At 68.9% G+C, this 18,278-nt stretch carries 25 protein-coding genes; 23 read left to right on the forward strand and 2 right to left on the reverse strand.

What is annotated here, in order from left to right; translation table 11 throughout:
• The 14 genes from ACTIGJ_RS11990 to ACTIGJ_RS12055 all read left to right on the forward strand — a co-directional run.
• On the forward strand, positions 1-882 hold an 882-nt coding region (locus ACTIGJ_RS11990; protein WP_439640554.1), incomplete at its 5' end, for a hypothetical protein.
• The gene (locus ACTIGJ_RS11995; protein WP_439640555.1) at positions 798-1,778 is read left to right on the forward strand and encodes a polysaccharide lyase family 7 protein; all 981 of its coding nucleotides are present in this window, start codon (positions 798-800) and stop codon (positions 1,776-1,778) included. The genes ACTIGJ_RS11990 and ACTIGJ_RS11995, both read left to right, overlap by 85 nt.
• Before the next feature lie 32 nt (positions 1,779-1,810).
• Positions 1,811-2,167, forward strand: coding sequence for a hypothetical protein (locus ACTIGJ_RS12000; RefSeq protein WP_439640556.1), 357 nt, complete (start codon positions 1,811-1,813; stop codon positions 2,165-2,167).
• Entirely contained in the window at positions 2,164-2,814 is a 651-nt protein-coding gene (locus ACTIGJ_RS12005; RefSeq protein WP_439640557.1) for a hypothetical protein, read from the forward strand. Before ACTIGJ_RS12000 ends, ACTIGJ_RS12005 begins: the two co-directional genes overlap by 4 nt.
• On the forward strand, positions 2,811-3,335 hold the full coding sequence (locus ACTIGJ_RS12010; protein ID WP_439640558.1) for a hypothetical protein: 525 nt from the start codon (positions 2,811-2,813) through the stop codon (positions 3,333-3,335). Before ACTIGJ_RS12005 ends, ACTIGJ_RS12010 begins: the two co-directional genes overlap by 4 nt.
• Positions 3,335-3,751 (forward strand): hypothetical protein, encoded by a 417-nt coding sequence (locus ACTIGJ_RS12015; RefSeq protein WP_439640559.1) that lies wholly within the window; start codon positions 3,335-3,337, stop codon positions 3,749-3,751. The genes ACTIGJ_RS12010 and ACTIGJ_RS12015 overlap by 1 nt, the downstream gene beginning before the upstream one ends.
• Before the next feature lie 21 nt (positions 3,752-3,772).
• Positions 3,773-4,741, forward strand: a complete 969-nt coding sequence (locus ACTIGJ_RS12020) for a phage tail tube protein (RefSeq protein WP_439640560.1) — start codon at positions 3,773-3,775, stop codon at positions 4,739-4,741.
• Between the two features lie 14 nt (positions 4,742-4,755).
• Positions 4,756-5,160 (forward strand): hypothetical protein, encoded by a 405-nt coding sequence (locus ACTIGJ_RS12025; protein ID WP_439640561.1) that lies wholly within the window; start codon positions 4,756-4,758, stop codon positions 5,158-5,160.
• Positions 5,161-5,198: 38 nt separating this feature from the next.
• Positions 5,199-5,435, forward strand: coding sequence for a hypothetical protein (locus ACTIGJ_RS12030; RefSeq protein ID WP_439640562.1), 237 nt, complete (start codon positions 5,199-5,201; stop codon positions 5,433-5,435).
• On the forward strand, positions 5,428-6,444 hold the full coding sequence (locus ACTIGJ_RS12035) for a tyrosine-type recombinase/integrase (RefSeq protein ID WP_439640563.1): 1,017 nt from the start codon (positions 5,428-5,430) through the stop codon (positions 6,442-6,444). Before ACTIGJ_RS12030 ends, ACTIGJ_RS12035 begins: the two co-directional genes overlap by 8 nt.
• Positions 6,445-6,534: 90 nt before the next feature.
• Positions 6,535-6,771: a hypothetical protein gene (locus ACTIGJ_RS12040; RefSeq protein WP_439640564.1), complete on the forward strand. Its 237-nt coding sequence runs from the start codon at positions 6,535-6,537 to the stop codon at positions 6,769-6,771.
• Between the two features lie 32 nt (positions 6,772-6,803).
• Positions 6,804-7,286 (forward strand): hypothetical protein, encoded by a 483-nt coding sequence (locus ACTIGJ_RS12045; RefSeq protein ID WP_439640565.1) that lies wholly within the window; start codon positions 6,804-6,806, stop codon positions 7,284-7,286.
• 270 nt (positions 7,287-7,556) lie between these two features.
• Positions 7,557-7,907: an Aca2/YdiL-like domain-containing protein gene (locus tag ACTIGJ_RS12050; RefSeq protein ID WP_439640566.1), complete on the forward strand. Its 351-nt coding sequence runs from the start codon at positions 7,557-7,559 to the stop codon at positions 7,905-7,907.
• Between the two features lie 73 nt (positions 7,908-7,980).
• Positions 7,981-8,178 carry a carbon storage regulator gene (locus ACTIGJ_RS12055; RefSeq protein ID WP_439640567.1) on the forward strand — a complete coding sequence of 66 codons (198 nt, stop codon included), beginning with the start codon at positions 7,981-7,983 and terminating at the stop codon, positions 8,176-8,178.
• Between the two features lie 17 nt (positions 8,179-8,195).
• Here the strand turns inward: ACTIGJ_RS12055 and ACTIGJ_RS12060 are convergent, their stop codons facing one another.
• Positions 8,196-8,804: a hypothetical protein gene (locus ACTIGJ_RS12060; RefSeq protein ID WP_439640568.1), complete on the reverse strand. Its 609-nt coding sequence runs from the start codon at positions 8,802-8,804 to the stop codon at positions 8,196-8,198.
• 149 nt (positions 8,805-8,953) lie between these two features.
• Between ACTIGJ_RS12060 and ACTIGJ_RS12065 the strand changes: the two genes are divergently transcribed.
• The 5 genes from ACTIGJ_RS12065 to ACTIGJ_RS12085 all read left to right on the forward strand — a co-directional run bounded on the left by ACTIGJ_RS12065 (position 8,954) and on the right by ACTIGJ_RS12085 (position 16,197).
• Positions 8,954-9,385 (forward strand): hypothetical protein, encoded by a 432-nt coding sequence (locus ACTIGJ_RS12065; RefSeq protein ID WP_439640569.1) that lies wholly within the window; start codon positions 8,954-8,956, stop codon positions 9,383-9,385.
• A 137-nt stretch (positions 9,386-9,522) separates the two neighbouring features.
• Positions 9,523-12,150, forward strand: coding sequence for a tape measure protein (locus tag ACTIGJ_RS12070; RefSeq protein ID WP_439640570.1), 2,628 nt, complete (start codon positions 9,523-9,525; stop codon positions 12,148-12,150).
• Positions 12,147-12,539 (forward strand): hypothetical protein, encoded by a 393-nt coding sequence (locus ACTIGJ_RS12075; protein ID WP_439640571.1) that lies wholly within the window; start codon positions 12,147-12,149, stop codon positions 12,537-12,539. The genes ACTIGJ_RS12070 and ACTIGJ_RS12075 overlap by 4 nt, the downstream gene beginning before the upstream one ends.
• Positions 12,536-13,027, forward strand: a complete 492-nt coding sequence (locus ACTIGJ_RS12080) for a hypothetical protein (protein ID WP_439640572.1) — start codon at positions 12,536-12,538, stop codon at positions 13,025-13,027. The genes ACTIGJ_RS12075 and ACTIGJ_RS12080 overlap by 4 nt, the downstream gene beginning before the upstream one ends.
• On the forward strand, positions 13,027-16,197 hold the full coding sequence (locus ACTIGJ_RS12085) for a host specificity factor TipJ family phage tail protein (RefSeq protein ID WP_439640573.1): 3,171 nt from the start codon (positions 13,027-13,029) through the stop codon (positions 16,195-16,197). Before ACTIGJ_RS12080 ends, ACTIGJ_RS12085 begins: the two co-directional genes overlap by 1 nt.
• A 2-nt stretch (positions 16,198-16,199) precedes the next feature.
• On the opposite strand, the gene ACTIGJ_RS12090 is transcribed toward ACTIGJ_RS12085, so the two are convergent.
• The gene (locus ACTIGJ_RS12090; protein ID WP_439640574.1) at positions 16,200-16,934 is read right to left on the reverse strand and encodes a hypothetical protein; all 735 of its coding nucleotides are present in this window, start codon (positions 16,932-16,934) and stop codon (positions 16,200-16,202) included.
• Between the two features lie 15 nt (positions 16,935-16,949).
• Between ACTIGJ_RS12090 and ACTIGJ_RS12095 the strand changes: the two genes are divergently transcribed.
• The 4 genes from ACTIGJ_RS12095 (at position 16,950) to ACTIGJ_RS12110 (ending at position 18,266) form a co-directional block, all read left to right on the forward strand.
• Positions 16,950-17,180 (forward strand): hypothetical protein, encoded by a 231-nt coding sequence (locus tag ACTIGJ_RS12095; RefSeq protein ID WP_439640575.1) that lies wholly within the window; start codon positions 16,950-16,952, stop codon positions 17,178-17,180.
• 159 nt (positions 17,181-17,339) lie between these two features.
• On the forward strand, positions 17,340-17,801 hold the full coding sequence (locus tag ACTIGJ_RS12100; RefSeq protein WP_439640576.1) for a phage regulatory CII family protein: 462 nt from the start codon (positions 17,340-17,342) through the stop codon (positions 17,799-17,801).
• Positions 17,794-17,964, forward strand: coding sequence for a hypothetical protein (locus ACTIGJ_RS12105; protein WP_439640577.1), 171 nt, complete (start codon positions 17,794-17,796; stop codon positions 17,962-17,964). Before ACTIGJ_RS12100 ends, ACTIGJ_RS12105 begins: the two co-directional genes overlap by 8 nt.
• A complete protein-coding gene (locus tag ACTIGJ_RS12110) occupies positions 17,961-18,266 on the forward strand; it encodes a hypothetical protein (protein WP_439640578.1) in 306 nt (101 codons plus the stop codon). Before ACTIGJ_RS12105 ends, ACTIGJ_RS12110 begins: the two co-directional genes overlap by 4 nt.
• Positions 18,267-18,278: the final 12 nt, after the last annotated feature.

Raw genomic sequence — 18,278 nt, forward strand, 5'->3', positions numbered from 1 at the left:
GCCACGGGAATCGGAACGCCCGGCGCCAACGCCTGGACCCCGATCCTGGCCGTCGTGACCGATGGCGACCGCCGCGTGCTGCAGGTCGCCGACTGGACTGGTGGCAGCGGCACCAAGCCGACCACTGGCGTGTACATCGGCACGGCCGGCTACACCACCGTGCTGGCCAACGCGGTCGACATCCGCGCGCTGACCAATACCGACGGGCTGGTCGAGGGCACCACCAACCTGTGGTTCACCGTTGCGCGCGCGATCGCGGCGGTTGAGGGCAGCAATGCGGCGGTGGGGGAGTTCACGATGGCGACACGGCCGGCTGCCGCTCCGGCCAATCGCGGCCGGGTGATCCTGGTCACCGGCATCGGCAATGTCGAGTTCGTTCAGATGATCTCGACCGGCAGCAAATGGGTGCCGTTCGGTGGCTCGCAGCTGCTGTACCACTGGACCGCGCCTTCGGCGAACGTGACCACGCCGGGAACCGCGACTTCCGAGGTCACCGTGACCGATCGGGTGATGACGATCCCGGCTGGCCTGGCCACGCCGAGTTCGCTGTTCGAGCATCGGTCTCAGGCGCGCTGGCCGGCGGCGGTCGCCGACAACACCTATCGCATCAAGAGCAGCTCGGCATCGCTGTATGTGTCCACCACCGGGCAGCTTTACGCGCACCCGAACACCCGCTTCTGGAACAAGGGCGTGCTGACGGCGCAGCGGCGCAGCGGCGCGGCTTCCGGCGGTACCGGCATGGGCCACACCACCAGCGACACCTATACCCTCGACATCGCGATCGACACCGGCGCTGAATGGACGATCACGCCGACGCTGGCCGGCGCGGCTGCGACGACCGCCTACGTCGAGTTCTCCGAACTGGTCTGGGTCGACGCCTGATGTTCTTTCTGCCCACCCTTCGCCTGAGCGCGCCGCAGGCCGTGAGCGCGATCGACTGGTCAGCCTACGGCTCGATGGCGCTGCCGATCGCCGCTGTCGCGCCGCCGGCGACTGGCAACCCGATCAATCTCACGTACCTGCAGCTGCAGAACACCGCCGCGCCGCCGAGCCTGGCAGACCCGTACCTGCGCTGGGGCAGCGACACGTTCACGGTTTCGCCGATCAGTGGCGCGCCGATTGCGCAGGGCGAAACGTGGATGTGGTGCCCCGTCGACGCCAACGGCGGCAGCCCCACCGACCCGACACCGCACCCGCGCTGCGAGGGCCGCGAGCAGCGCGTGCTGGGCAGCGATGCCGGCGACTGGGATATCCGCACCGGCACGCACTGGCAGAGCGGCGTGCTGCGCGTGACTCAGTTCTGCACGCCGAAGCCTGGAACGAACCAGAGCCGAACGGTATGGAACCAGATTCACGGAAAGATCCCGAGCACCGGATTGCCGGTGATTTCCGTGATCCGGAAACCAACGCCGTCCTCGGCCACCGTCGAGTTGTACAACATCGTGCGCACCACGCCGGCCAGCGGCTCGCCGACACAGACCAGCGCCTCGATCTCGATCCCGCTCGGTGCCTCGTTCGCGTACGACTGCCGCGTGGTCAACGGCCTGCTGACCCTGCGCATCGCGCACCCGGTACCGGCCGTGCCGGTGGGCAACGTATTCCCGTTCGGCGCCGACCCGAGCGCAATCCAGACGTTGCACACCTACCAGTTCGACAGCAGCTGGGATGGCGGCACCAACTATTTCAAGGGCGGGAATTACATCCAGGATGACCTCACCACCCACGAAGGCGGGGTCGAGGTCATCTATCAGCGGCTGGTCTGGGGGCATAGCCCGTGAGCAAGCCCATCCCCCCATCGTTCGCTGCAACGGTGCTCGCGGTGCTCGGCGGGCTGTCGATCTCGTCCGAGCACGTGCGCCACTGGCTGCTGCTGTTCGGGGATGCGATGAAAGAGCCGGTGATGCTGATGCTGGCGCTGCTGCTGATGGCGGTGCTGTTGTGCTGCTGGCTGCTGCTGCACTCCATGCGCGAGCGCGGCGAGCTGCGCGAGGAGCTGAACCGCAGCAACGCCTGCCTGCTGACAATGGCCATGCTGCTGCAGCAGGACCAGCGCTTCCGCGGCAAGCTGCCGGACGCGCAAAAGGTGATCGACGGCGAGATGACGATCACCGAATGGATGAACGCGCTCACGGCCCTGAGCGTGCCCATGCACGTGGCGCAGCCGTGAGCTTCACCCGCGAAGGCGCCCGGCAGCTGCTGGCGAACACGCTGACGGACGCGCGCCTGATCTTCGGCGAGGACGGCAGCCCCGAGCAGCAGACCGCGCTGTACGCGCACCTGGCCACGGCCGTGACGGACTACAACCGGGTGCGGCCGCGCATCGTCGGATTCGATCTGCAGCTGGTGGCGGGCCAGCGCGACTACCCCGCCCCGGCCGGCGCGCTGCGCTTCCACCTGTGCGATCTGGTGGCGGCCAACGATCAGCTGGATCCCTACGACCCGCGCCACGTCGACCACGTGCCGATGCCGGTGCTGATTCACAATGCGGACGGCGCGCGCGTGTGGCGCTTCAGCCCCGTGCCCAGCCAGCGCCTGGTCAACGTGTTCGGCAGCGTGTACCGGTACACGGCCGTGGTGACGCACCGCCTGGCCGATACCGCCAGCGAGACTACGTTCTGGGCGGAGGATCTGCCGCAGCTGGTGATGCGCGCGCAGGTGGAAAGCCTGCGGGCGCTGGCCGTGCGCAACGCCCACAAGCCGTTCACCACCCGCGACCCGAGCCAGAGCCAGACCCGCAACGGCACGCCGGCCGCGCTGGCGCAGATGGTGATGGCGGACTGGGAGCGGATGGTGCGCGAGGGCTTCCAGTCGTGAGCGTGACGATTCATGTCGAGGTGAAGAACCTGCAGGAAGCGCTGGCGAAGAGCGAGCTGGTGCTGAAGTACGTCGACGGCGCGCTTGCCGCCGGCGCGCTGCTGATTCAGCGTGAGGCCGTGCGCGCAGCGCCGAAGGCGGATGGCACGCTGCACCGGAACATTCAGACCGGCCGCCTGCAGCAGCTGCTGCACCAGGTGGTGAGCCGTGCCGCGCACGGCGCCTACGTTGAGCAGGGCACCGGCCTGCAGGGCCCGTTCAGGCGCGCCAGCGGCAAGAAGAACCTGAGCCGCGATGGACAAGCACGGGTGGCACTGTGGATCGCCCGGAAGGGCATTCAGCCCCGGCCCGGCGTGAGTGCCGAGCGCGTGGCCTGGCTGATCAGCCGCTCGATCGCCCGGCGCGGCACGGCGGCTCAGCCCTACCTGGGCCCGGCCAATACCGAGCAGAACGTGAGCCGCATTGCGGATCTCGCGCAGAAGGCCGTTCAGCGCGGCATCACCGAAGCGGGGCTGGGCTGATGGCCGACAACAACACGATGGCGCTGCTGCGCGAGCGGCTGCAGGCGGCCATGCCCGGGCGCCTGGTCACGCGTTCGGCCAGCGACTTCGCCCAGCGCCCGCAGCCCGAGCGCCGCAAGGGCGTGGTGACCCTGGCCGCCACCGGCATCACCGACCTGCTGGCGCCGGACGCTTTCTTCGACCTGGCCGGGAAGCTCGGCATTGCGCTGCTGGCCGAGTTCGAGCTGGAAGAGAAGGCCACCGGCGAACAGGTGGAGTCGACCGAATGGGCGCTCCTCGAGGAGCTGCGCGCGTTCGTGCGCGCCCCCGGCGCGGGCCTGTGCCCGCTCGCGATCGTGTCAGTGGAATTCAGCCGCCAGGAGGCGGTGCCCACCGGCTGGCTGTTCGCCGTCTTGCAATACGCGGAACTGGATTGATCGATCACAAGGAGCACCGATATGCCTGTCCTTCACGGCCGCACGGCCACCCTCAGCGCCGGTTTCGAAACCAGCTACCGCAACCCCGGCAGCACGCCGCAAAGCCAGATCCTGAAATTCAGCACGCTGGAGATCGGCCAGGAGGCGGTGCTGGAAGATGACCCCACGATCAACGCCAACCCGCTGGCCGAGAAGCGCACCGAGATGGACAGCTCGGCCAGCGCCACGGTCAACGCCATCATCTGCCTGAACGAAATCGGCCTGTGGCTGAAGCTGCTGCTGGGCCCACCGGTGACCACCGGCGGCGGGCCGATCTACACGCACACCTACACCCTGAGCCTGGCCGCGCGGCCGAGTTCATGGTTCGAGGTGACCGTGGGCGAAACCCCGGATCAGCGCCTGCACCGCTTTCTGGGTGTGATGCTCAACCAGATGAGCTGGGATGCGATGGCCAATGCACAGAGCTTCACGGCCAACCTGCTGGGCGCCGTGGAAGTGAAACCGCAGCCGACCACGGCGCTGGATCTCACGCCCTCAAGCCGGCTCGCGAAGCGGCAGGCCTGCACGAAGCGCGCGAACGTCTTCGACGTCTCCGGCGCCAGTACGCTGGGCCGGATCAGCGGCTGCACGATCCAGTGGTCCAACGACCTCACGCCGTACAGCCTGGCCGACGGCACCGAGGGCACCGGGGAAATCACGCTGGGGCAGCCGTCCGTTTCCGGCTCGATCTCCGGGCTGTTCGAGAACGGCACGCTGTTCGACCACGCCCTGACCCACGCCAGCAAGAAGCTCGTCATCGTGCAGGGCGACAGCAGCGGCACGCGCAGCCTGACCACCACGATCCAGAACATCGAGTTCGATCGGCCGAAGCTGCAGATCAACACCAGCAAGGGCCTGGTGGTGGAGGGCCTGCCGTGGCGCGCGCACCACGTGTCCGGCGCGGCCGCCGTGACGGTGGTGCTGACCAACGACATCCCCGCCTACCCGTAACCGGAGCCCCCTCAATGCTGATCCTCAACCAACGCCGCACCTGGGTGCCGCTGCCTGTCCAGCCGGGCGTGCGGCTGCTGTTGAGCCCGCTGCCAGCGTCCCGGCGCGCGGTGCTGACCGAGCAATGCGTGGCGCTGCCCACGAAAGGCGGCAAGGACAAGAAGGCCGAGTTCTTCGACCAGGCCAAGTACTGCCAGCTGGTGGCCGCCGAATGCCTGCACGGCTGGGAGGGCGTGGTCGGCATCGATGATGCGGACAACCCGGTGCCGGTGCCCTTCAGCCCGGAAGGCCGCGCGCAGCTGATGGAGATCGACCCTGTGGCGGCATTCATGCTGAACACTGTCACCGGGCTGAGCATTCACCTGCGCCAGGCCGAGGAAGACGCGGGAAACGACTCCGCGCGTGCGCCGGCTGGGTAAACGCCGGCGGCCCGCGCGCGCTGGAGATCCTGCGCGAGGTGAAGGTGAAGCCGGGCAAGGCGGACCTGCCGCCGGCGCTGCGCTGGGAGGCCGAGATCTGGCAGTGGTTCTGGCGGCTGGCCGAGCCAACGCCGGCCGGCGTGATGCGCGTGCCGGGGCACGTGTGGCAACACGCCTGCGACCGGCACGGCTGGTGCCCGGAAACCGCCTTCGGCCTGCTGCAGGTGGTGCAGGCCGAGCTGTGCAAGGCCAAGGCCGGGACGCCCGGTGACTGACGCCGAGACCGCCGAGCTGGAGGCCTGGCTGGAGTTCAACCAGCTCAACCGCGGCCACGCTGGCACCACGCTGGGCACGTACCGGGCGGCGGTGCGCCTGTGGGCGGAGTGGTGCGCGGGCCAGCGGCTGCGGATGACGCAGGCCACGCCAGAGCAGGTACAGCGGTGGACCGGCATCGAGCTGCACAAGCGCGGCCTGAGCAGCGCCACGCGCCGCGTGTTCGTCAGCGCCCTGCGCGGCTGGTACCGCTGGCTGCTGCGCCGCAAGCTGATCACCGCCAATCCCTGCGAAGGTCTGCCCTACCCGAAGCTCGGCCGCAGCCTGCCCGTGCCGATGCCGGTGGCCGATGCCGAGAAGCTGCTGGCCGGCTGCGACCTGGACACGTTCGCCGGCGTGCGTGACATCGCGATCCTCGCCGTGCTGCTGGGCTGCGGCCCACGCGTGAGCGGCCTCACCGCGATGAACGAGGGCGACCTGCTGTGGACCGAATCCGAGCAAGGCTTCGAGGAGCTGACGATCCGGCTACGGGAAAAGGGCGCGCACGAACGCTACGTGCCGGCGCCGGAGGAAACCCGGCTGCTGGTCCGTGCCTACCTGGGCCACCCGGAACTCGAGGAGATCGACCGTCGCCTGCCCGGCGGTGACCTGGTGCTGTGGTGCAACCAGCACAACAGCCACACGATGGGGCCGGACCACCGCGGCGAGGCACGCCGGCTCACCGCCTGGAGCGTGTGGCAGATGGTGAAGCGCCGGGGCGAAGCCGCCGGCATCGACGCCCGCTACCTGCACCCGCACGCCTTCCGGCATCTGTACGGCCAGGAGCTGGCCGAGGGCGACGTGAGCCTGCTGACGGCTCAGCGCCTGATGGGCCACGCGGACCCGAAAAGCACCGCGATCTACAGCCACATCGCATTCCGGAAGCTGCGCCAGGCCGCCCAGGAGGCCAACCCGATGCGGCGGATCAAGAGCCCGGCGAGCGGGCTGGCGGCGGTGTTGCGGGGGCGGTGACGCACACCCGGGGGCTTGACTTGTTCGCGATTGCGAACTATCATGACTCACGGTCTCGAATTTGTTCGGACCGCTCCTACTGAGGACTCAATGATGAACACGTTCAAGACCCCTGCTGTTCTGATCCGCGCCGGCCGTGTTGTTGCCACCGCCTGCACCTCGGCAGAGTCCGGCGCGACGGTGAGCTACGGTTTCACCACCAGCGGCAGCGCGCTGGTCGAAGTGGGCAAGGCCAAGGTCTCTCGCGCGAAGCGCTACTTGACCACCCAGGCGACTGAAGGTTTGGAGGCTGCACTGGTCAACTTCGGCGGCGGCGCCGCTATCTGATCAAAAGAGCCCCGGTTTTCCGGGGCTTCTTTATGGCCGAGATCATCCTCAACCCCTGCCCGATCTGTGGAAGCCAGATCCCGTACAAGCCGCGCGTGCCGATGAAAACGTGCTCCCCCACCTGCCGGGCTGAGCGGAAGCGGCGAATCGAGAACGCGCGGTACCAGGCGGAGAAGGACACCCCGAAATGGAAGCAGCGCCGTGCCGAGTCCCTCGCCACGTTGCGCCGGAAACTGGCGTCCGACCCGGAGTTCGCCGCAGTTTTCCGCGCCCATTCGGCGGCATCGAGCCGGAAGTGGAGCGAGAAGGTCCGCGCGGAAAGCCCGGAACGCTACGCGGCCACCCTCGCGGCAAGGCGTGCGGAGCGCGCTGCCTGGCGCGCGCGGCTGGCATCTGATCCGGCAGCATGGGAGCAGCACAAGGCGCAGTGCCGCGCCTGGTACGCCGCGCTGCCTCCCGCTGAAAAGGAACGCATCTACCAGCTGCCGCGCAAGCTACGGAGGCAGCAGCAATGAGGGTTCAGGGCCTAAGGATTTTCCCGCGACATGCGCGCGTACTGCGGCTGATGTCTGAGCCAGGCGCGTATGCAAAACCGGACGGCAGCATCCCCCTGCAGTACTGCGTCGACGGCCGCCCTGCGCGGATCGACGGAGTGGGGGCGATGGCATTCGAACGCCGGGGCTGGATCAGCCGCGCAGCGCCGCCGGCGGATTCGCGATGCATTTTCGTTTTCACAATCACTTCGGAGGGGCGTGAAGCGCTCGCCAACATCACGGATCGGGAACATGAACAGTCGCGAATTGCAGGCCTGCCGTAAGGTGCTCATGCTCGATGTGTCGGAAGCGGCCGAGTGGGTCGGCGGCGTCTCTCCGCGCAGCTGGCAGTACTGGGAGTCCGGCAGATCGGAGGTCCCCGTCGACGTCGAACGGCAGATCAACGATCTGCTGGCGATCCGCCTTGAAATGATGAATGCCTGCGACGAGAAGTTGGCCAACGGGGAGGCGCTGACGCTGCCCTTTTTTCCGTCGCTCGCGCAGTACCAGGCCGAAAACCCAGACGGCACGCCCCTGGGATGGCGGCTCTCGCAGTCGGTCGCAGCGCTTTACTTTGCCGAAGGTCACGCGCAGCTGATCTGAGCATGACGCGCGTCACGGACAGCCACGCCCGCGAGGTGCAGGCTTGCCGCACGGCCTGTCACGGAGAGACACCATGCTGGTTCTGACGCGGCGCCCCGGAGAGTCGATCCGGATCGGTAGCAACATCGTGGTCCGCATCGGCCGGATCAGGGGCAACCAGGTGCAGGTCTCGATCGAGGCCCCGGATACGGTCTGCATCGCGCGGGAGGAGCTGATTCCACAGGCCCACGTACCGAAGCGATCAAGAGAGACTAGGGAAGCGATGCCGTAGGCTCTCAGCGAACCTGGCTAGCCTTCATCCGAATCGCCCCGCCGCAGTCGGAACCATCGCCAGAACTTCGACTGGCGCCTTTGGGCCGGAGCGACATCGAGGCCGCTCATCGTCCCCATGAACGCGTCGACGTGTGAAACCGTCATCGCAGAGGGCTGCGGCTCGTAGGTTGGGGGAATGTCGATTCCCGGAATTAGGGATTCTAGGCGGCAGCTGCACGCGCTGCATTGCGGCTCGCGGCGAGGCGGTGCGGCGTACCAGGCGGCTGCCGATTTGATCCTGCCGTTCAGGGTTTGGGCACGCGGGCAAGGATTCTGCTCGCTGGCCACAAACCGGTATTGCATCGTGGTCATCGCGTGCAGTTCTGCATCGCGCTGGATCCGCGCTTTCTCGACACGCTGCTGCACGTCCGGCCAGCTTGGTGAGCCCACGCGAATCGCGTAGGTCAGCAGATCTTCGAACGAATCCAGTCGTCTCTCGATCTCATCCGACTGGAGACCGGTGACGATGACACGCAGGTCGCGAACGGCCTTGTCGAGCGCGAGCCGTTCGTTGTGAGTCACCCATTCGGCATTGATCGCGTCGGACTGCGCGTCGCTGCAAAGCACGAATAGCTGCGATGCCACGCGGCGCTTCGGCTGAACCCACTCGCGGCAGGAAGGACAGCGGACGCGACGCTGAGGCCAATGCTCAAGCCCCGCGCGGCAACTCGGGCAAGCCAGGAGCTGGCCGTGCTCAAGCGGATAAGGGGCATCGCTGTGATTGTCCATTGGCCATGAACTTCGCTTTCTGCAAGGCTAGCGCTGCGGCAATGGTTTTCACCATCGCGTTCGGACCGTCTGTCATGTGGATTTTCCTGCTGTGGGTGCTGTCTCTTTTCCTGGCGGTGACCGTCGCCGGCAACCGCGGCAACAACCCGCTGTGGGCTGCGCTGTGGGCGCTGGTGTTCGGGCCGTTCGGCGTGGTGATTGCGCTGCTGCAGCCGATCGACCACGCGCGGCTGGAGCGTGCCCAGGTGAACACGGGGGCGATGAAGCGCTGCCCGGCCTGCGCCGAGCTGGTTCGGCCGGAGGCCACGCGTTGCCGCTTCTGCGCGGCGCCCCTGGCGACTGGCACCGCGCCAGGCACGGATGCGGAGACACAGCGCGCCGGCGCGCTGTCCGACGCCATTCCGCCCCACCTGCGCGATCGCGACCGGCGCCCTTGAGTCCCGGAGTTTTCCGCGTGTGAAGCGGAGCGCATACTCGCGCCATCAGGCATAACGCCACGTCGCGAAAGCCGCAGTCCCTACCCGGGGGCTGCGGCTTTTTTCGTCGTGGCGGCCGGAAGCACAGGCTGCAATCGATGACCACCAACCAGATCCGCATCACGCTCGCCTTGCAGGGGCAGCAGCAGGTGTCCGCCGGGCTGAAGCAGACCGCGCAGGACACTGCCGGCGTCGGCGACGCCGCAGCCGGGATCTCGAGCGAGCTGAAGAGCGTCGCCGCGCAGATCCGTGCGATGGGCGAAGCGGCGGCGATCGCCACCCAGCACCTGCAACGCCAGACGCTGGACAGCCGGGGCCTCAGCACCACGGCGGACAGCGCGGGCCAGGCGCTGCGGCGCCAGCAGGACCAGACCACGACCCTCGGCAATGCCAGCGAGCGCGCAGGGCAGCAGGTGTCCACGCTGGATACGGCGGTGCGCGGCGTGGTCGCCGGCATCGGCGTGGCCGGCCTGGTGCAGCTCGGTCAGCGCGTGTTCACGGTGGGTACGGAGTTCGACGCGCTGCGCAACCGCATCGATCGCGTCAGCGCGTCATCGGAGCAAGGCGGCGCGCGGTTCGGGTTCGTGACCCGCGAAGCGGATCGGCTTGGCCTGGCGGTGAGAGAGACAGCCGACAACTACGCGGATTTCATCGCCGGCACCCAGAACAGCGGCCTGGGGAACGGCGCGCGCGACAATATCTTCAGCGCGCTGAACGAGGCCGGAGCGGCGTACGAACTGACGCAGGCGCAGATCAACCAGAACTTCGATCAGCTGATCCGGATCGGGGGGCGCGCCAAGGTCACGATGGACGACCTCGCCGGCGCGCTGGGAACCAACCTGCCGCAGACGATGGATGCGCTGGCGCTCGGGCTCGGGGTGTCGACGCGCGAACTGCAGCAGCTGATCGCCGATGGGCGGATCGCGGGGAACGAGGTGCTGCCGGCCCTCGCCGATGGCTTCCGGCAGACCTTCGGCACCGATGCGCAGACGCAGATCTCCGGCGCGGCCGCCAAGGTGCAGGAGCTGAAGAACGAGCTGTTGCTGCTGGCCGACGAATCGTCCGGGCCGCTGACCCGCATCGCCGGCAACTTCAGCGACTACATCGCCCAGCTGCTGCGCTACGAGCGCGAGGGCGGCGCCGGCGCAACGGTGCAGACCTTCTTCGCGCCGCTGGTGGATACCGCCATCGCGGGCGCCAACGCGCTCACCGGCGGCAACCTGCGCGGCATCGGCTCGCTGGCCCGCAGCACCAACGCCGCCCGCGATTTCGTGGAGGCCAACCCGTTCCGGCCGGCGCTGTACAACCCGAACGCGGGCCCGGCGGAACGCTTCTTCGGCCCGGGCCGGCCGGCGGTCGACGGCCTGGTGGGCGCCCGGCTGCTGGGCTACGGCGTGACGCCGGCGGATCCGCGCGCGGCGCTGGCCGAGCAGCGCAAGGCCGATGCCGAACACGCGGCGGCGCTGCGCGAGCAGGAGCGCATCACGGCCGCGCTGACGCGCGACGCCGAGCAGGCCCTGCAGGCCGATCTGCGGCGCGAGGAAACGCTGCGCGAGCGCGTGGCGGACGTGCGCATCGAGGCGGAACTGATCGCCGAGCAGCTGCGCACCGGCAAGGCGATGACCGGCGCGGCACGGGAGCTGTTCGTGCTGCAGCGCCAGGCGGCGGACCCGGCCACGGGCCAGCTGCGCACCGAGCTGGCCAAGCTCGCCGCGCTCGAACAGCAGGTGCAGCTGCAGAAAGAGGGCGAGCGCCTGGCGCGCGAAGCCACCGCCGCGCGCGAGCGTGCCGACCGGCAGGCCGAGTCCTACCTGCGCCGGCGCGAGCCCGGCTTCGAAAGCCGCGCCGGCGAGCGAGACCCCGACCCCATCAGCCGCCTCGATGCGGTACGGGCCAGCCTGCGCGGCCGGGAGGAGCAGGAGTTCCAGCGGCAGATGCGGCTGGAACTCAGCGCCCGCGAAGCCGAGCGCGCCGCCGGCACGGATGACTACGCGGCGTTCGCCGAGCGCGAGGAAGCGCTGGCGCAGGCGCATGCCGATCGCCTGCTGGAGATCGATCGGCAGTACGCAGTGGCGCGCATCGCAGTGTTCACCTCGATCGCCGACGCCACGGCCACGGTGCTGGATCAGCTGGGCCAGCTGGCGCAGAACTTCGGCGCCAAGGGCTTCGCCGCGTACAAGGCCTTCGCGATCGCGGAGACGCTGATCAGCACCTATTCATCGGCGCAGAAAAGCTACGAATCACTGGCGTCGATCCCGGTGGTGGGGCCGGTGCTGGGCGGCATTGCGGCCGCCACGGCGGTGGCCAACGGCCTGGCGCAGGTGGGGCGCATCCGCGGGCTGCAACCGGCCGGGCGCCGCTTCGGCGGCGCCGTGACCGCCGGCCAGATGGTGGAACTGAACGAGGGCGGCATCAGCGAGGTGTACCGCGACGCCAGATCCGGCCGGCAGTACTTCATCCCCGGCAACAGCGGCGAGGTGACGCCGGCCCGGGCCATGAGCGGCAGCGGCGGCGCAGCACCTGGCGCGGCCGCACTGGTGGATCGGCGGCCGTTGATCCAGGTGTTCGAGCAGACCGGCACCGTGGCCGTGCGCGCGCAGGCGCGGCGGCTGAACCGGCAGGACGTGGTGGAGATCTTCGTCGAGGAGATCGCCGACAACGCGAGCCCTGTGGGGCGCGGAGTGCAGAACCGCACAGGCCGCCGTGCGGCCGGGGGAATCGGATGACGGTGGCGATCTGGCCGGCAGCCTTGCCGGTGCTGCTGCGCGACGGCTACAGCTACGAACTTGCGGAGCTGACGGAGCGCACGGACTTCGACTTCGGCAGCCGCGCACGGCTGCTGTACCTCGATGGGCCGGACACGTTCACGGCCAGCGCGCTGTTCAACGCCGCCGGCTGCGAGCGCTTCAAGGCGTGGTTCAGGTACGAGGCCGCCAGCGGGGCCAACCCGGTGTCGATGCCGCTGCTGGTGGGGAGCGTGCTCGGCAACCGGGAGGTGTTCATCACCGCACCGCCGTCCATTGCGCTGGAGGGTGTGAACCACTGGCGGGTTCGGCTGGCGCTGGAAACGCGCACCGGCACCACGATGAGCCGCGCGGAGTACGACGCGCTGTGAGCCTGGCCCGCTACCTGGCGTCCGCCCCCACGAACAAGGTGCAGCACGCCTGCCTGGAGCTGAGCCACCCGGCGTGGGCCGCGCCGCACCGCCGGGTGATCCAGCCCACGCCGGTCACCGTGAGCATTGGCGGCGTGCCCACCCCGTTCCCCGGCTGGAATGAAACCGGCCCCTGGATCGGCGAATACCCGGCAGCGGAAAGCGGCGGCCGCGCGGTGCGCACGCTGGATCTCGGCGACCCCGACAACGCGGTGTTCGCGCAGATCTACGCGGTGAGAGAACACCCGGAGCCGGTGATCGTGCGGCTATGGCTGTTCCTGAGCGACAACCTGGCCACGCCGCTGATGACCGAGCGCTACAAGCTGCAGGCCTCCGCGCCGGCGCCGGAGCGCCTGGCGCTGGTGGCCGTCAGCCGTGACCCGGGCCAGCAGAACGATCCACCGATCCGCCACACGCGGATGAACAGCCCGGGCCTGCGGGGGCGCTGATGGGAATCAAGAAACTGCTGAAGGTGGCGGCCGCGCCGCTGCTGGCCTTGAACGCGCCGCTGATCAAGGCCGCGCTGAAGCTGATTACGCCGAAGATCCCCAAGCTGCAGACCAATGCCGCGGTCGAGCAGGTGAACGACCTGCGGGCGCAGAACAACAGCGCGCGGCTCGGCGAACCGCAGACGATTCTCTACGGCGTGAACGACGCCTACTTCCCGGCGATGAAAGCCCAGCCGTGGATCGAGTTCGAGAACAACGAGCCGGTGCTGCACGTGCTGATGCGCGTCTCGGTGGGTATCTGCACGCTGGCCGGCGCGCTGCGCGTGGGCAAGAGCCCGATCACCGCGTTCCCCGGCAGCCGCTTCGAACTGCTGCGCCCGGGCGAGCCGATGACGCTGTTCCACGGCAACGTGTTCACCGCCGAACAGCTGAACGGCATCGAGCTGGTGGCTGGCATTTTCCAGACCATTGTCTACACGGACACGATGACGTTCTCCGGCAACCAGGTACGGGTGCCGAACGATGCGGCGAGCATCGCCGCCCGGGCCGCCGCCGGCGTCAACCCGTTCCGGCAGATGACGGCGGGCCTGAACGTGGTGATCAGCGGCAGCCCGAGCAACGACGGCACCTATCGCGTGGCCAGCGTCGACGGCAGCGGGCCGATCGAGTTCTTCACCGTGACCACCACCGGCGGCGCAGCGGTGACGTTCACCAGCGAAACCGCGCTGGCCACCGTGAGCTGGGGCAACTACCAGCAGAACGGCGTGGAGACGCCGGCGATCGGCGGCGTGGCGGTGACCTTCGACAATGCCAGCAGCGAGATCCGCGCGGCCGCCCTGCCCGGCAACCCGCGGCCGCTGGACATCTTCCTGCCTGGCGACATCATCACCGCCACCACCTCCGGCGCGGGCGCGAACCGGTATGTGCCCTTCACGGTGCTGGCGATCACCGATGCCGGCGCGTTCGTGGTGTCGCCCTCGCCGGCCAGCCTCAGCGGCACCACGGACGTCTGGCTGCTGCGCCGGACCTATGGGCCGTATCCGGTCTGCGGCCCGGGCGACATGCTGGACGAGGTGGCGTACGACCTGGTGTGGCCCGGCGGCATCGGCGCCAAGGGCGGGTCATCGCCGATCACGATGCGGTTCGATCCGCAGTACCAGGTCATCGATGACGCCGGCACCCCGCTGGGGGGCTGGATCAGCTTTCCCACCATCGAAGTCACGGCGGCCAGCCGCCGGCCGTACCGGCGATCGTTCCGGTTTCCGGTGTCGCCGCCGGCGCGGCTGCAGCTGCGGCTGGCGCAGCTGTCGGTGGACAGCAACAGTGCGGAGATCGTGGACAGCGTGCAATGGGTGGGCGCGCGGGGGTACGTGCGGCCACGGCCCGGCGAGCAGCCGGAGGTCGACGCGGACAGCACCTGCCTCGCCGTGAGCCTGCGCGCCACCAACGCGGCCAGCGCCGGCGACGACTTGAAGATCAACGGCAGCTTCCAGAGGTGGCTCGAAACCTGGAGCGCCGGCAGCGGCTGGGGGCCGGAGGTGCCGACGCGATCCGTGGTGTGGGCCGCGCTGGACAAGCTGCGCGGCCGCTACACCGCGCGCGGCCGGCAGGTGCCGGACGCCGAGCTGGACCTGCCGGCGTTCGCGGCGCTGGAGGCCACGCTGGCGGCGCGTGGCGATTGCTTCGACGGCCAGCAGAGCGTGCCCGGCAACCTGCGCGAGAACGCCAACGAGATCCTGGCGCTGGGCCGCGCCGAGCTGGTGTACCGCTGGCAGGACAGCATCCTCAGCGTGTCGCGTGATGAAGCCCGTACGCCAAAACAGCTGTTCGTCAGCATGAACAGCACGCTGTACGGCTACCAGCTGCGCGGGCGTACCGACAACGATCCCACCGGGGTGCAGGTGAGCTACACCGAGCCGGCGTTTGCCGATGAAGGCATCGTGGGCATTGGCGACACCGATGCCCTGCCGCTGAAGCTGGATCTGCGCAACGGCTGCCGGAGCCGGCAGCGCGCCTGGGAAGCGGGCCAGTTCGCCTGGGCGGTGTCGCGGTACCGCAACCAGAGCTTTCAGCTGTCGGCCGAGCTGGAGCCGCTTCTGCTGCACGAAGGGGACCGCGTGCTGGTGCAGAGCCGCCCGCTGGGCTGGGGCCAGGCCGCCCACGTGGTCAGTGCCAGCGGCCGTAACCTGGTGGTGTGGCCACCACTGGCGTGGACCCCCGGCGGGAACCGCGTGATCCTGCGCAACGCGGACGGCAGCCCGGGCGCGATGATCGGCGCCACGCGCGGCGCCACCGATGCACAGCTGACCCTGGCGGCAGATCCGGACGTGACCTTCACCAACGACGCCAGCAGCGAGCAGCGCACGCTGCTGGCCTTCTTCAACGCCAACGAGCAGCCGGTGACCGCGATCGTCACCGGCATCAGCTGGTCCGCCGGCAGCGGCCCGGTGCAGCGCGCCACGATGCAATGCACCGTCGACGATGACCGCGTGCACGCCAACCCGGGCCCGGCGCCGATCGACCCGTTTGCCCCCGTGATCAACCCGCCGGCGCTCGCCATCACCGGGCTGACTGCCACCACCGCCGGTACCGGCGCCGTGACCGTGAGCTGGACAGCGGTACCGGCGGCGATCCTCTACGAAACCGAATGGCGGTACACCGGCGCCCTGAGCTGGACCACGGCGCGCCGTGGCGCAGGCAACGCGGCCGGCTTCACCGTGAGCATGAGCGGCGTCATCGAGATCCGCGTGCGGGCGTTCAGCAGCGGCGCCATCGGCGACTACAGCCAGATCAGCCGCACGGTCACCATCAGCGGCGGCGGCGGTGGCCCGCTCACGGTCTCGCGCAGCCCGGCCTACCTGTACGGGTACACCACCGGCAGCCTGGCCACCACGGACCTGTGCAGCAGCACGGCGGCCGGCGGCGTGCCGCCCTACACCTACAACTGGGAGCTGGTTTCAAGCACCGGCGGCCTGGTGCTGATCGGCTCGGCCACCAGCAGCGCCACGCGGTTCAGCGCACCGGGGTTGTCGGCAGGCGAACGGCGCACGGCGGTGGCCCGCCAGCGGGTGACCGACAGCATCGGCACCGTGGTGTTCAGCGCGAACACGGACATCACGCTGGAGCAGTACTCCACGGGCGGCACGCCGGGCGGCGTGCCGTCGTACTGAGGTCAGTCCTGGGTCTGCAGCAGGGCCAGCCACTTCTCCGCTTTCGGCTCGCTCATTTCGTCGACAACGGCATGCAGGCGATCGCGCGCGGTCAGGAACGGCTTCAGGGTTTCGCCGGCTGCAAGCCCCTGCAGCGGCGAGAACAGGCCGTATGTGGGATCGAGCATCGCGGCTCGGCCGATCTGCCCCTCGCCGATCGCGATGAACGGCAGCAGCGGCAGGCTGTGCTCTTCCCGGAGGATGTCCGGGTTCCGGCAGTCCTGAATCGCGGCCAGGCACAGCTTGCCGAGCTGCCCCACCAGCGTGGTGAACAGCTCCGGCGAGGTGTCGGTGGCGGCCCGCCACACCGCCACATGCCAGCGCCCGCGTGAGCCCAGCACGCGGATCAGCCGGCCGGCGCCGGCGGGTGCGGTGAGTGCGGCGATGCGCCGCGCGGCGCTGTCGTCGCCCACGAAATGCTCGACCACGAACGGCTGGCCGCAACCGGTCAGCAACCAGGTGAGGTTCGCACCCTCCGCGATGGCCAGCTGCGCCAGCTTGCCGCTGCCCGGGATCACGCCGGCGTTGATGCGGGTCACGTCGTTCTTGATCCAGCCCACCGACAGAAGCCACGGGGTGAGCCGCCGGGGGCCGGCTATTTTCCGAATGCGATCAAGGAACAAGGTCCCGTTGTCGATGTTTTCCGTACTTTCTGATTGCGCAGTACGATTTTTGTGATTAGATTTTTCACCGTTCACAACGGAGATACCCCGATGACTCGGGCACCGAAGCAGCGGCAGGGCAAGTGGAAAAGGACGCCGAGCAAGCACACCAACATCCGGCTGGCGCTGGATCTGCGCCGGCGGCTGGAAACGGCTGCGGAGCGCAGCAATCGAACGGTGTCGAGCATGGGGGCGGAGTGCATTCGGCGGGCCCTCGATGACCTGGAGGGAGTGCAGCCGCCTGCGGCGGTACACGTAGGCGCGAACAGCGCCGCAGCGTGAGCGAAAGGCGCGCCAGACAGGGCGGCAACCCTGCCTGGCGCTGTGGGATTACTGGCTTGGGCACCATTTCTTCCCGGTGAAAAATTAACAGTTTTCGGCTGTCCGGGGTAGTTCGCCAGCAATCCCGCCCGTTTTCCAATGAAACATGGGCGGAAATTCATGAAAGGCACGTTACGCACGGCAATCTACCTGACCGTGCACGAGTTCCCGGCCCGCGCCGGACACAACGCGGTGGAGTCCGCAGCGCTGGCCATCGGCCGCGCCCCGGGGACGGTCTACAACAAGGCGGCGCCCGAGTCTGAGCAGGGTTTCACGCTGGCCGAAGCGCTGGCGCTGATGACCGCCTCCGGCGACTACCGGATCCTGCACGCGCTGGCGCAGGCCTGCGGCCACTCGCTGGTAGCGCTGGGGGACTACCGGCGGACCAGCGACATCGAGCTGCTGGATCTGCTGCTGATGCAGAGCCGCGCCGAAGGCACCCGCAGCGACAAGATCCGCAGCGCCCTGGCAGACGGCCGCGTGACGCTGGCCGAGATCAGCGATATCCGCGATGCCGTGCACGCCCACGTGCGTTCCGAACTGGAACTGCTGCAGCGGATGGAGGGGCTGGCGCATGGGTAAGCCCGCCGCCCCGACCACCACCCCGATCGAATCCCTGCGCCTGGTCGACAACGCCCCGCACGGGCTGCGCCCCGAGGGCGTGGCCAAGGTGCTGGTGGCCACGCTCGGCCGGCGCCTGGTGCAAGCCCCGACCCCCGCCAGCCGAGAGGTAGCCGCCCCGTGACCCACACGATCGAACACCGGCCGAAGCCGGAGCAGTTGACCGGCCACGTATCCCTGCAGCCCGGCGTTCCGCGCGCCCTCGCCAGCGGTGGCGAGATCAGCGGCTTTGTCGACCGCGACGCCGAGACCGGCGAGCGCACCTACCGCTTCGAACTGACGATCCACGGCATCACGGTCAGCGCCTTCGGCCTGCATGCCGGCTTCGCCTCGCAGGCCATCGCCTACGGGTGGGCGATCACGCACTACGCCACTTCCTTCGATGACGCGGGGGCGGTGTCGCTCCTGCACGTCGCGCTGCACTGACCCCCTGAAAGG

This window comes from Nevskia sp. (assembly GCF_051860985.1).
GTDB lineage: Bacteria > Pseudomonadota > Gammaproteobacteria > Nevskiales > Nevskiaceae > Nevskia.

What these genes read in the sequence shown, in the direction of transcription:
- ACTIGJ_RS11995 (WP_439640555.1), top strand. Translation starts at nt 798, where the DNA reads ATGGACGATCACGCCGACGCTGGCCGGCGCGGCTGCGACGACCGCCTA.
- ACTIGJ_RS12015 (WP_439640559.1), top strand. Translation starts at nt 3,335, where the DNA reads ATGGCCGACAACAACACGATGGCGCTGCTGCGCGAGCGGCTGCAGGCG.
- ACTIGJ_RS12020 (WP_439640560.1), top strand. Translation starts at nt 3,773, where the DNA reads ATGCCTGTCCTTCACGGCCGCACGGCCACCCTCAGCGCCGGTTTCGAA.
- ACTIGJ_RS12025 (WP_439640561.1), top strand. Translation starts at nt 4,756, where the DNA reads ATGCTGATCCTCAACCAACGCCGCACCTGGGTGCCGCTGCCTGTCCAG.
- ACTIGJ_RS12040 (WP_439640564.1), top strand. Translation starts at nt 6,535, where the DNA reads ATGATGAACACGTTCAAGACCCCTGCTGTTCTGATCCGCGCCGGCCGT.
- ACTIGJ_RS12045 (WP_439640565.1), top strand. Translation starts at nt 6,804, where the DNA reads ATGGCCGAGATCATCCTCAACCCCTGCCCGATCTGTGGAAGCCAGATC.
- ACTIGJ_RS12050 (WP_439640566.1), top strand. Translation starts at nt 7,557, where the DNA reads ATGAACAGTCGCGAATTGCAGGCCTGCCGTAAGGTGCTCATGCTCGAT.
- ACTIGJ_RS12055 (WP_439640567.1), top strand. Translation starts at nt 7,981, where the DNA reads ATGCTGGTTCTGACGCGGCGCCCCGGAGAGTCGATCCGGATCGGTAGC.
- ACTIGJ_RS12065 (WP_439640569.1), top strand. Translation starts at nt 8,954, where the DNA reads ATGAACTTCGCTTTCTGCAAGGCTAGCGCTGCGGCAATGGTTTTCACC.
- ACTIGJ_RS12070 (WP_439640570.1), top strand. Translation starts at nt 9,523, where the DNA reads ATGACCACCAACCAGATCCGCATCACGCTCGCCTTGCAGGGGCAGCAG.
- ACTIGJ_RS12075 (WP_439640571.1), top strand. Translation starts at nt 12,147, where the DNA reads ATGACGGTGGCGATCTGGCCGGCAGCCTTGCCGGTGCTGCTGCGCGAC.
- ACTIGJ_RS12085 (WP_439640573.1), top strand. Translation starts at nt 13,027, where the DNA reads ATGGGAATCAAGAAACTGCTGAAGGTGGCGGCCGCGCCGCTGCTGGCC.
- ACTIGJ_RS12095 (WP_439640575.1), top strand. Translation starts at nt 16,950, where the DNA reads ATGACTCGGGCACCGAAGCAGCGGCAGGGCAAGTGGAAAAGGACGCCG.
- ACTIGJ_RS12100 (WP_439640576.1), top strand. Translation starts at nt 17,340, where the DNA reads ATGAAAGGCACGTTACGCACGGCAATCTACCTGACCGTGCACGAGTTC.
- ACTIGJ_RS12105 (WP_439640577.1), top strand. Translation starts at nt 17,794, where the DNA reads ATGGGTAAGCCCGCCGCCCCGACCACCACCCCGATCGAATCCCTGCGC.